The organism is Amycolatopsis sp. NPDC104819, from assembly GCF_055583145.1.
In genome coordinates this window covers 630,341-641,996 of the sequence record NZ_JBVJON010000005.1, presented here as the reverse complement: position 1 = coordinate 641,996, position 11,656 = coordinate 630,341, and the positions used below count along the sequence as shown (strand labels likewise).

Sequence of the window (11,656 nt, the reverse complement as noted above, 5' to 3'; positions counted from 1 at the left end):
GGACAGCTTGATCGTGTCCTGGCAGCGGCACTTCGCGAAGCTGCGCGGGGATCTCGACCGTCCGGACGGTGACCGGACGGTCTGGGGTGCGCACGACTACCTCGCCGCCTTGTTCGTGCGTGACGCGGTCGCCGGCGGGCTCGGTGCCGACGGCGCGGAGCTGTCCGCGCAGGTCGATGTGGTCGACGAGGAGTTCAGGTCGTTCACCGAGCCGGACGGCCGGAGACTGCTCGCGCACATCGACGACGCGGTCGAGCCGGGTGCGGGCTGGTGGTGGACGAGGGTCCCGGCCGGCGGTCCGGCACGCCGGGAGATGGACACGATCGTGCGGAACCTGACTTGACCGGAATAAGGCCTCTCACGGCCAGCTGCGGGTCCCGATCGTAAGGGCCCGCGCCCGTTCGCCGGAGTTGCCCGGTCCGATGCGGTCCGCCAGACAGGTGCGGTGGACGATCACCGTGTGGCTACCTAGGCCGTCGTTGCTGCGGACGTCGAGAACCAAGCCGTCGCCGCCCGTGCTCAGGATCGTGTGAACGCCGCAGAAGTCGCACGGCCGGCGGAACGACGCCAGGTCCTCGGGCCGGATGCTCAGGCGGACCCACGCGGGAGGCGACCACCGCCGGGAACGGCGGCTTCATGTCGACCGAAGCGCCGATCTCCTCGTGGCCGGCGATCGATCCATGACAGCGTGATCCTCGCCAACAACGCCGTCGAAGTCCAGAACGTTGACCTTGACCCGAGGTCAAGGTGGACGCTGCCCTCATGACCACCACACCCTGGACCGGCCTGGTGCCGGTCGACGACACGGCCCTCGCGGTCACCGACACGCGCGGTGCCGGCCGGCCTGTCGTCTACCTCAACGGCTCCTACGCCAGCCAACGGTCCTGGCGGCGGGTGATCGCCGCGCTCGGGCCCGGGTGGCGGCACGTCACCTATGACGAACGGGCTCGCGGCCGGTCGAAGCGCTCGGCCGACTACTCCTTCGAAGCTTGTGTCCGTGACCTCGACGCCGTGCTCGAGGCGACCGGCGTCGACCGGCCGCTGCTGGTCGGCTGGTCCTACGGGGCCGCGCTCGCTGTGCACTGGGCCGACCGGCACCCGGAGCAGGTCGCCGGGGTGGTCTCGGTCGACGGGGCCGTTCCGTGGGGGTACACCGGGGAAGAGGACCGGGAGAAGATCCGGCGTATCTTCGGCAGGATGCGGATGTTCCTGCCGCTCGCGCGGCCGTTCGGCCTGGCCGCCTCGATGAGCGCCGCCCAGCACGCCGAGATCGGCATCGAGATCAACGAGATCTGCGCCGCGCTCGAACCGCTGCTGGACCGGCTGTCGTGCCCGGTGCGTTTTGTCTTCGCCACGGGCGCGAACCTCGGTGGTGGCGCCGAAGAGATGGAGCAGATGCGCGCGTCCCTCGACCCGGTGCTCCGCCGGAACCCGAACCTGCGGGTCAGCGCGAAGGTCGGAAGCAACCACACGCAGATCCTGCGCAAGGACTTCCGGGCCGTCGCCGCGGCCGTGCGGGAGACCGCCGGGGGAACGCCGAGCCGATGACCGACGGGGTGACCATCGGCCAGGCGGCCGCCTTCGCCGGCGTCACGATCAAAACCGTGCGGCACTACCACAAGCTCGGCCTCGTCGACGAGCCCGCCCGCGACAGCTCGGGGTACCGGCGCTACCGGTCGGCCGAGCTGCTGCGGCTGGTGCGGGTCAAAACCCTGGCCGCCGCCGGAGTGCCGCTGGCCGACATCACCTCCCTGCTCGACGCAGACAGCACGACGTTCGCGGCCACGCTCGTCGACGTCGGCCGGCGCCTCACCGACCGCATCACCGAGCTGACCGCGCAGCGGGACATGCTCCACCGGCTCACCTCCGGCGACCGGACCCTGCTGCCCGACCGGGCCGTCGCGATGCTGGAGGGCATGCCGACCCTCGGCTTCTCGGCCCACGACGTGCGGACGGCCCGGGAGTCCTTCGTGCTGGCCAAGGCCCTGGTCCCGGACGGCTTCGACGACTACCTCACCGACATCGAGCAGGCGTTGCACGACCCCCGCTTCGTCGAGCCGGCCACGCGCAGCGCCGAGGTCAGCGGCTGGGAGCCGGACGACCCCCGGGTCGCCGCACTGGCCGCGGACATGGCCGAGCACTACCTCGCCCACCCCGCGCAGCTGCGGATCGTCACCGGCCTGCAGGCCCGCACCGAAACCGCGACCCGCTACCGGATGGTCGCCCACCACGGCGAAGGCCCGGACACCGCCGCGGCCCGCTTGGCCTCGCTCGTCGAGAAGAAGCTCCGCGCCGCCGGGATCGCCCTCCCCGGAACGGAGCCACGCTGAACCGGGCTCCGGGGGTCGGGTTTCGTCGCGAGCGCGGTGAGATCGACCTGGTCAGTGTATCGAAATTGCAGTGGCCGAGCCGCCGGCCGGCCCGCTCGGGCACACTGGTGCTCCGGCTTCGTCCGAGCGCAGGGAGGCGTGATGGTGGGGGAGTTGCTGGACGTGGTGGCCGCCGGCCTGGCCGCGGGAGCGGCGGCCGGGGCGAAGGACACCGCTTCGCTGGCGGTGAAGGACGCCTACGCGGGCCTGCTCGGCGGGCTGCGCCGGCGGTTCGGGGCGAAGGTGGCCGAAGAGCTCGAAGAGGCGGCGAAGGACGACGCCGCGCCGGACCGCGAACAGCGGATCCGCGCCGAGCTGGCCCGCGCGCTGGACGGGACGGCGCTCGCGCCCGAGGACGAGCTGGTCACCGCCGCCCGCACGCTGCTCGACCGGGCCGGGGGCAAGTACACCGTCGACGTCCGCGAGTCGCAGGGTGTGCAGATCGGCGACCACAACTCGATGACGCTGAACCTCGGCCCGCGACCGCCGCGGTGACCGAGCCGGGCCCGCCGTCGGTCGACGCCCGCTACGGGCAGGGCGTGCAGGTCGGGGACCACAACACGCAGCACATCCACCTCCCGGCCGCCGGAAGCGGCGCGGCCGTGACCACGATCCACGCCGACCCCGGCGCCGAAGTCTTCGTCGGCCGGGCGCCGGACCTCGAGCGGCTGGCGGCGGTCCTGGCCCCGGCCGCGTCCGGCGCCACCGGCGTGGTGCAGGGCATGGGCGGGATCGGGAAGACCGCGCTGGTCCGGCGGGCCGCGGCGGCCGCGGTGGCCCGGGGCTGGTTCCCCGGCGGCGCGGTCTTCGTGACCCTGCGCGGGTACGACCCCGTCGCGGAGAACCGGATCCCGCCGGGCCGGGTGTTCGCGTCGGTGTTGCGGGCGCTGGGTGTGCCGGCCGCCGGGATCCCGGCCGACGCCGCGCAGCAGCCGACCGCCTACCACCGCCACCTCGACCTCCTGGCCGCGCGGGACCGGCCGGTGCTGCTGGTGCTGGACGACGCCGCGGACCCCGGCCAGGTCCGCGATCTGCTGCCCACGCCGTCGGCCGCGCGCACCCACCGGGTGCTGGTCACTTCGCGCGACACCCTGCCGCTGCCCGGCGCCGACCGCGTGGCGCTGGACGTGCTGCCGCCGGGTGAGGCCACGCAGCTGCTGGGCACCGTGCTGGACGAGCGGGCCCGGAGCCGTGGTCTCGCAGCCGATCCCCGGGCCGCCGCCGAGACCGACGCGGTGGCGGAAGTGCTGCGGTGGTGCGGATATCTGCCCCAAGCCGTGGTGATCGCCGCGGGTGTGCTGGCCGAGGAACCGGAGCTCACCGTCGGCGAGGTCGCGGCCGACCTGGCCGACACGCGGACCCGGCTGGCCGTGCTGGACGACGGCGCGGGCGGGGTGCACGCCGCGTTCGCGGCGTCCTGGCAGCGGTTGCGCGGCCGGGACCCGGAGGCCGCCCGGCTGCTCTGCCTGCTGACCGTCGCGCCCGGTCCCGACGTCGCCCTGCCGGCTGCAGCGGCGGTACTGGGGACCGACGAGGCGGTCGCGCGCACGCGGCTGCGGGTGCTGACCCGCGCCCACCTGCTGCTGGGCGGCCCGCGGCGCTGGCGGTTCCACGACCTGCTGCGCCTCGACGTCACCGGGCACGCCGTCGCCGATCTGGGTGTCACCGAGGCGCAGCTGGCCGCCGCGACCGACCGCGTGCTCGACCACTACGTCGTTTCGACGCGGGCCGCGCTCGCCTGGCGGGCGACGGTGCGGTCCCGCGCCGCGGGTCCGCCGGACGGGCCGTTCACCGGCTGGGACACCGCGCTGGCCTGGCTGGACGCCGAGCAGGCGTGCCTGGTCGCCGCGGTGGCCGCAGCCGGGGAAACCGGGCGGCACCAGCAGGTCGTGGAGCTGGTCTCCGGCCTGACGGGGTTCCTGTCCTGGCGGCGTCAGGTGGCCGACTGGGTCGCCGTCGCGCGGATCGCCGACCGGTCGGCCCGCCGGTTGCGGGACCCCGTCGCGACGCTGCGGGCCATGGACAACCTGGCGGCCGCCCTGATCGAGGCGGGTGCGTTCGAGGAGGCTCTCGGCAACCTGAACACCGCCATGCTGGCCGGCCGGATCCTCTTCGACGACCTGGCCCTCGACGGGCGGATGTGGGACGACACGGGCCTGGCGCTGCAGGGCCTTGGCGACTCCGTGCGGGCGGCGGGCTACCACCACTACGCGGCCGACCTCTTCCAGGAGCTCGGCGACCGGCGCAGCGAAGCCTCGGCCCGGAGCAACACGGGCACCGCGCTGGTGGACCTGGGTGACCACCTGCGGGCGTTCGACGCGCACACCGCCGCGGTGGCGATCTTCCGCGACCTCGGGGACCGGCCTGCCGAGGCGATGGCCCGGGGCAACCTGGCGATCGTCCTGTACGGACTGCGTCAGCGCGGCGACGCGATCGACCTCTTCCTGGCCGTCGGCGCCGTCTTCGAGGAGGTCGGCGACCTCCACAGCGCGGCGCGGACCTGGCGCAACCTCGGGGTGGTGTACCGCGAGGCGGGCTGGTTCGCCGACACCGTGAAAGCGTTTGCCGCGGCCGCCGTGACCTCCGCGAAGATCGGTGACCGGCGAGCCGAAGTCCGGGCGTGGCGGGAAGTGGAACGCCTCTGCGTCGCCGCCGGCCGGCCGGACGACGCCCGGTTCGCCGCGGAGCGCGCCGGCCCGGCGACCGAGGCCGACGAGCCGATCACCGGCCTGCGCGGGTGGCGGATCCGCGTCGAGCTCGAAGACGGGCCGGTGCCGTAGGGCCGGTTCGGGCTGTTCGCCGGATTCCGCCGCCCCGCGAATCGAATTCGTCGATGGGCGCCGGTGACCGCGGCGGGTCCGCCGGGGACGGTCCACGGTGGAACGGGCGCCCGGCGTCGGAATCCGATGTCCACAAAGGTGCCGTCCGTTTCCGGGCTCCGTCGGCGAACAGTGTGGACACGGAATCCGGAGGAGCCCGATGGTGATGGCGAACGGGAGTGGTGGGCCCGAAGTGCCGGTTCCGGTAACCGTGAAGCCGTCGGTCAAGTCCTTTCGAGGTAACGATCGCCCACGTCGAACAGGTGCTGTTCACCCTCCGTACGCGATCGGGCGAGAGCGGTTACTCAACCGCAACCTACGCGACACGCTCTGGCTCTGGTCCTGGGTGGCCCGCTCCGGTTAAATTGTTTCCGGAGGAACCTACGGTGGTGTTCTGACCACCGGCGACCAGTTCTACGATTATTATTCCGCGTGGCGAAAACGCCGCGTTGTCGTCCGACCCGTCCAGAACGCGTGCGGACCGGGCGAAAACGTCTCGGACGATTTTTCGATTAATCGTTCCGAAAACCATCACTCCTGTTGTCAAGGCGGAATTCCGCCTCCTCGAATCGACCCTCCGGCCGGTCCGGGCGCCGGCCGGAAAGCAAGCATCGGGGAATGGTCGGCCCCTGGTTTTCCGGGCCCTGACAGCGAAGACCGCGGTCCGGCCGAGTCATTCGGCCGTGCCGATGCACGGTCATTCGCGAGGGAACCGGGGCGCTAACGCGAGTTGAACGGCAGGAGAACTTCATTCATACGTCAGGTGACGGATGTCTGACTTCCTCGTGCCGTGAAGCATGGGTCGACGGAGCTTGCCGCTCCGGACCGCGAGGCCGAGGAGGGGCGATGTCCCGTGCCACCACCGTTTCCACCGCCGTGATCTTCGTACTGGCCCTCAACCTGCGGCCGGCCGTGACCAGCCTGGGCGCGGCCCTCCCCGACATCTCCGTGGCCGGCTCCCTGGTCGCCGCCGTCCTCGTCGCACTGCCCCTGTGGGCGATCGGCCTCGGCGGCTGGGCGACCCCGTGGCTGAGCGACCGCGTCGGCACCCGCCGGACCGTCACCGTGTCCCTCATCGGCCTGGCGGCGTCACTGGCCGGGCGGGTCCTCGGTGGACCGGTGCCACTGCTGGTCGGGACGGCGCTCGCGTGCCTGTCCATCGCCGTGCTCGGCACCATGCTTCCGTTGCTGGCCCAGGGATCCGCCGCCTACCCGCTCGGGCTCGGGCTGGGCAGCACGGCCGGGGCGCTGATCACCCCGGCGGCGGTGCTGTCGTCGTCGTGGCGGATCGGCCTGGGGCTGTGGGCGTTCTCGGCCCTGCTGGCCCATCGGCTGTGGCTGCGCACCCCCGGCGAGTTCGTCGCGCCACAGCGGACTTCCGGGCCGGTGCGGGCCACCGCCCTGACCCTCCACTTCGGACTCATCTCGACGGTGACCTTCCTCGTCATGGGCTGGCTCCCCGGGATCCTGCGCGACGCGGGCGTCTCGCCGGCGACCGCGGGCGCGTGTCTCGCGGTATCGATGGCGATGGGGCTGCCGATGATGTGGCTGGTCCCGGGCTGGACGCGCCGGTGGCGGAACCAGACGGTGCTCGTGGTCCTGCTGGCCCTGCCCAACGTCGTCGGCGTGGCCGGGCTGCTCCTCGCCCCGGCGGCCGCGCCCTGGGTGTGGGCCGCGGCGACCGGCCTGGGCATGGGCTCGCTGGCGTTCGTCCTGACGACGATCTCGTTGCGCAGCAAGGACAGCTCGCTCTCGCTGTCCGCGGTGGTCCAAGGCGTGGGCTACGTGATCGCCGGGTTCGGCGTGCTGGCGTGCGGCTGGCTGCACACCCACACCGGCGGCTGGTGGACACCGCTGCTGCTGGTCCTGGTGATCCTGCTCGGCCAGATGGTCAGCGGGCACATCGCGGTGTTCCAGCGGGCGACAGTGATCCCGTTCCCGCGCCGGTTCACGCTCCGGCCCCAGCGCGCCCTCCCCGAAGTGCCGCTGCGCCAGGACCTCCCCGAGGTCGGCGCCTGACGTCCACTTCGGACCCATCCGCACCCGCCCCGTCACCGGGGCGGGGTGACCAGCTCCCGGACGGCCTCGACGACAACGCGCCGGCGGTCGGCTTCGGGGACGAGCCCGCGGACGTCCTCACCCTGGTTCTGCCACATGGTGGCGAGGGAGAGGACCAGGGCGAGCACCTCACCGGCGCTCCGCCGGTCCGTCACGACCCCGCGCCGCTGCGCGTCTTCGACGGCGCCGGTCTTGCCGGCCATCGACTGGGCGACGATCGGCCGGACCCCGGTCTGGGTGTGCCCGCGTTCGAGCTGGTACCAGGTGACGAACCGCATGACGGCCGGGTTCTCGACCCCGGCGTCGTAGAGCAGCCCGGCGTACCCGGGAAGATCGTCGGCATCGAGCGGGATCCCGGCGACGACCTGCTCGACGACGGCGTCGTAGACCGCCTCGAAGAGGCCTTCCTTGCCGTCGTAGAAGGAGTAGACGAGCCCGGCGCTGACCCCGGCCCGCGTGGCGATGCGGTCGACCCGGGCGCCCCCGATGCCGTGCTCGGCGAACTCCGCGAGCGCGCCGTCCAGGAGCTGCCGCCGTTTGGCCTCGGGATCCCGTGTGCGCATGGCCCCACTATCCCTAATGAATGTTCAGTTGCCAACCGGGCGCCGTCGACTACCCCTCAACACGACGCTGCTGCCGCCCGACCCCAGGCGACAGCAGCGCAAAACCGGCATTCAGCGAGGCAGACGACCCGACGCCACCCGCGGCCGGACCCGGGCCGCCGCGGCGACGGGCACTCCCGAGCCGCGCAGGGGGGCCGTCCGGTACTTGGCGACCCTGATGCGCAGGCCGCGGAGGTGGACCAGGTCGACGGCGAACTCCAGGGCGGGCCGGTAGCCCACCGTCGGCTCGTCGGTCCGGCAGGGGCCCCCGATGTAGACGAACTCGTCGTCCGAGTCGAACCACGGCTCCGACCACACGGCGGCGTCGCCGGCCCGGGAATCCTGGTGGCGCCCCCGGGCCAGCCAGTAGATCGGCAGCTTCATCATTTCCTTGAGCGTCTCGTCGAGGCCGGCGAGATCGGTTTCGGCGACGGCGAGCCCGTGGCCGCTCCAGACACGCGGCGCCCAGAAGTCGCCGGCGTGGGCGTGGGTGAAGCGGGCGGTGTCGCCGGACGCGATGACGGTCCACGTGGACACGGTGGTGAGGGTGGGCATGACGGCTCCCTGCGGTCGAGGCCCCCAGGACCGGGAAACCGTAGGAGCTTCCGTCCGCACGCGCATACCCCCGGTGGTACGCGCACATTGCGCCGACCGGCCGGATCGCCGCCGAAGCCCGAGGTCACCGCGTGTGCCCGTTTCGTCGCGCTGAAACAGCTTCACCAGAGATTCATCTGGCTCTCACCCGATGGAGGCCGAAGGTTCGAGCTGCCGTCGTTGCGGAGTCGCGATGTTTGCTGATTGGCCGCCAGTTCTTACCGAGCCCGCAGTGCTGTGTTCTCGTGGATGAGGTTGACGCGGTCCGGCAGCCGTTCGACCGGTTCGACAGGCCGTCAGCCGGGCTGGAAGAAGGCGAGCAGCCGGTGGGCGGCGTCCGGGGACATCAGCAGCTCGTGCATGTCCGCCGACATCCGGGCGGCGGCGCCGGTGCGGTCGAACATCTCCGCCTCGTACTCCTTGACGGCGGCCGGGTGGTCGTCCGGGTGCGCGGCCAGCGCGAGGCCGAGCAGGGCGCCGTCGAGCAGGGCCATGTTCGCGCCTTCCCCGACCGCGGGCATCAGGTGCGCGGCGTCGCCGACCAGCGTGACGTCCGGCGCCGAAGGCCAGGTCAGGCCGACCGGGAGACTGGTGAGCGCCCGCGGCATGACCTCGTCGTCGCAGGCCGCGATCAGGGCGAGGAACCGGGCGTCCCAGCCGCTGAGCTGCTCGATCACCCACACCCGGGTCGCGGCCGGGTCGTCGAACGGGATCCCGCTCGTGGTGAGCCAGTCCTCGCCGGTGTTGTAGAAGTTGAGGCCGATGCGGACGCGGCCGTCGCCGTTGCGCTGCGCCGCCAGGGACTTCCCGTCGCCGAACACCCAGTAGTTGCCGCGCCCCACCATGGCCGCGAGGTCGGGGTGGGTGCGGTCGACGTCGGGAATGCCGAGCTCGACGGTGTTCTGGCCGAGGTGCGCCGGCCGCGCGTCGGTGAGCAGCTTGCGGACCCGGGACTGCGCGCCGTCCGCGCCGACCAGCAGGTCGTACGTCGTGCTGCGCCCGCCGGCGAAGTGCGCGACGCCGTTCTTCGCGGACTCGAAGGCGTGGCCCCACCGGACCGTGCCCTCGGGAAGGGAGTCCAGCAGCAGGGCGCGCAGGTCGGCGCGGTCGACCTCGGGCCGGACGAGCGGGGCGTCGTCGGGGGTGTCCTCCTGCAGCAGCAGAGTGCCGTCCGGCTCGAGCAGCCGCATGTCCTGGCCTTCACCCCGGGCGATGGTGTGGAACTGCTCGATCAGGCCGGCCTCGCGCAGCGCCCGCTGGCCGGAGTGGATGTCGAGCATGCCGCCCTGACCACGGGCGTCGCGCGACGACTCCCGTTCGTAGACGACGGACTCGATGCCGTGCACGTGCAGCACCCGGGCCAGGGCCAGGCCGCCCATGCCGGCTCCGACGATGGTGATGGTCATGGCTTCCCCCTCGATACGCTGTATTGGCAAATACAGCGTATCGCACTAGCCGTTGTATCGTCGCCGCATGGTGGTGTGGGAGCGGCCGGAGCCGCCGGAGCGGCCGACACTGGCCCCGCTGAGCCGGGAGCGGATCGTCGCGGCGGCGATCCGGCTGGCCGACGCGGGTGGGCTGGAGGCGGTGTCGCTGCGCAAGGTCGCCGCCGCGCTGGACGCCGGGCCGATGCGGCTCTACGGCTACCTCGCGACCAAGGAGGAGCTGTTCGACCTGATGCTCGACGCGGTCCAGGCCGAGATCCGCCCGGCCGGCGACGGCTGGCGGGAGGTGCTGCGCTCGCTCGCCGAGGCGACGCGGCGGACCGTCCACCGGCACGAATGGCTCGCCGACCTGATCGGCGGCCGGCCCCAGCTGGGGCCGCACACGCTGGCCAGGCGCGAGACCGTGCTGACCGCGCTGCACGACCTCGACGTGGCGGCGATCGCCCCGGTGGTCTCCGCGGTCGACGCCTACGTGATCGGCGCGGTGCGCCGGGAGGTCGCCGAGCGACGTGCCGAGCGGACCTCCGGCATGGACAAAAGGCAGTGGCAGTCCACGTTCGGGCCGTACCTGGAGCGCACGTTCGCGACCGGCCGCTTCCCGGCGCTGGAAACCTACGTCCGCGACGGCGCCCACCTCGACGCCGACGAGAACTTCCGCACCGGCCTCGGCTTCCTGCTCGACGGCATCGAGGCCGGCCTCGCGAAAGGACCTACGGACGCTACTTCTCGGCCAGAATCCCGCTGACGTACCTCAGGTCGCCCATGCGCAGGTCGTCTTCCGTCAGCGGTGGCAGGCCGTTCGCCGCCAGGAGCTCCGTGACCGTGGATCCGCTCAGCGTCCAGCCGAGGCCGGCCAGGTACGGCGCCGCTTCGTTGCGCGCGCCGAAGTAGCGCAGCTTGGTCATGTCGGAGTCGAAGCTGTGGCCGCGGAAGCGTGCGGAGATGCGGTCCAGGCGTTCCTTCGTCTTCTCCTCGTCACCCGGCTCCGGGTTGGGCCGGCTTTCGGTGGCCACCCGGCTGCCCGGCGCGCTGAGCTCGGTGATCGTCTCCAGCAGGCGGTCCTGCGCCTCGGGCGGCAGGTAACCCAGCAGGCCCTCGGCGCTCCAGGCGGTCGGGCGGCCCGCGTCGAACCCGGCGGTGCGCAAGGCGGCGGGCCAGTCGTCGCGCAGGTCGGCCGGGGCCACCCGCCGGTCGGCCGTGGGCTCGGCGTCGAGCTCGGCCAGGGCGCGGGTCTTGAACTCGACGACCGGTGGCTGGTCGAGCTCGTACACCACCGTCCCGGCCGGCCAGGGCAGCCGGTACGCGCGGGAGTCCAGCCCCGAAGCCAGGATCACGGCCTGGGTGATGCCCGCGCCCGCCGCATCGAGGAAGAAGTCGTCGTAGAACTTGCCGCGGATCTGGGCCACGTCCACGAACGCCGTCCCGACCAGGTCGCCGGGCGCCTCTTCGCCGGACGCCAGCCGGGTGAGGAGGTCGATGCCGACCGCGCGGACGAGCGGCTCGGCGAACGGGTCGGCGAGCAGCGACCGGTCCACGCGGGTCGCGATCGCCCGGGCCGCCGCGGCCATCGTGGCCGTCGCTCCCACGCTCGACGCCAGGTCCCAGGAGTCACCGTCGTGCCGGGAGGAAGTCATGGCCCGCCTTCTTGGGATCAGCAATGGAGGTGCGCCGCCGGCGAGGTGGAACCAGTGCTGGTCCACCGCGCACGACTGGCAGAGATCGGAAGAGCGTCGCGTCGGGAAGGAGTGTGTCCTTCACTTTGTAAAGCT

At 72.6% G+C, this 11,656-nt stretch carries 11 protein-coding genes; 7 read left to right on the top strand and 4 right to left on the bottom strand.

The annotated features are described in order from the left end of the window. The first annotated feature begins 13 nt into the window (after window positions 1-13). From ACZ63E_RS19175 to ACZ63E_RS19150, 6 genes are all read left to right on the top strand, one after another. The gene (locus ACZ63E_RS19175) at window positions 14-343 is read left to right on the top strand and encodes a hypothetical protein (protein WP_465337423.1); all 330 of its coding nucleotides are present in this window, start codon (window positions 14-16) and stop codon (window positions 341-343) included. A gap of 419 nt (window positions 344-762) precedes the next feature. Further along, window positions 763-1,548 (top strand): alpha/beta fold hydrolase, encoded by a 786-nt coding sequence (locus ACZ63E_RS19170; protein ID WP_465337421.1) that lies wholly within the window; start codon window positions 763-765, stop codon window positions 1,546-1,548. After that, a complete protein-coding gene (locus ACZ63E_RS19165; protein ID WP_465337420.1) occupies window positions 1,545-2,330 on the top strand; it encodes a MerR family transcriptional regulator in 786 nt (261 codons plus the stop codon). Before ACZ63E_RS19170 ends, ACZ63E_RS19165 begins: the two co-directional genes overlap by 4 nt. Before the next feature lie 141 nt (window positions 2,331-2,471). Beyond that, entirely contained in the window at window positions 2,472-2,864 is a 393-nt protein-coding gene (locus ACZ63E_RS19160; protein ID WP_465337419.1) for an RIP homotypic interaction motif-containing protein, read from the top strand. Continuing rightward, a complete protein-coding gene (locus tag ACZ63E_RS19155; protein ID WP_465337418.1) occupies window positions 2,861-5,149 on the top strand; it encodes an AAA family ATPase in 2,289 nt (762 codons plus the stop codon). Before ACZ63E_RS19160 ends, ACZ63E_RS19155 begins: the two co-directional genes overlap by 4 nt. Window positions 5,150-6,034: 885 nt before the next feature. Then, window positions 6,035-7,207 (top strand): MFS transporter, encoded by a 1,173-nt coding sequence (locus ACZ63E_RS19150; protein WP_465337417.1) that lies wholly within the window; start codon window positions 6,035-6,037, stop codon window positions 7,205-7,207. A 32-nt stretch (window positions 7,208-7,239) separates the two neighbouring features. Here ACZ63E_RS19150 and ACZ63E_RS19145 read toward each other — a convergent pair whose 3' ends face one another. The 3 genes from ACZ63E_RS19145 to ACZ63E_RS19135 form a co-directional block, all read right to left on the bottom strand. Then, window positions 7,240-7,809, bottom strand: a complete 570-nt coding sequence (locus ACZ63E_RS19145; RefSeq protein WP_465337416.1) for a TetR/AcrR family transcriptional regulator — start codon at window positions 7,807-7,809, stop codon at window positions 7,240-7,242. A gap of 111 nt (window positions 7,810-7,920) precedes the next feature. Beyond that, window positions 7,921-8,403, bottom strand: a complete 483-nt coding sequence (locus tag ACZ63E_RS19140) for a hypothetical protein (RefSeq protein ID WP_465337415.1) — start codon at window positions 8,401-8,403, stop codon at window positions 7,921-7,923. A gap of 335 nt (window positions 8,404-8,738) precedes the next feature. After that, window positions 8,739-9,848: an FAD-dependent oxidoreductase gene (locus tag ACZ63E_RS19135; protein WP_465337414.1), complete on the bottom strand. Its 1,110-nt coding sequence runs from the start codon at window positions 9,846-9,848 to the stop codon at window positions 8,739-8,741. A gap of 67 nt (window positions 9,849-9,915) precedes the next feature. Here ACZ63E_RS19135 and ACZ63E_RS19130 point away from each other — a divergent pair, with 67 nt between their 5' ends. Beyond that, on the top strand, window positions 9,916-10,632 hold the full coding sequence (locus tag ACZ63E_RS19130) for a TetR/AcrR family transcriptional regulator (protein WP_465337413.1): 717 nt from the start codon (window positions 9,916-9,918) through the stop codon (window positions 10,630-10,632). On the opposite strand, the gene ACZ63E_RS19125 is transcribed toward ACZ63E_RS19130, so the two are convergent. Beyond that, window positions 10,607-11,521, bottom strand: coding sequence for an SAM-dependent methyltransferase (locus tag ACZ63E_RS19125; protein ID WP_465337412.1), 915 nt, complete (start codon window positions 11,519-11,521; stop codon window positions 10,607-10,609). The two genes, ACZ63E_RS19130 and ACZ63E_RS19125, sit on opposite strands and share 26 nt — an antisense overlap. Window positions 11,522-11,656: the final 135 nt, after the last annotated feature.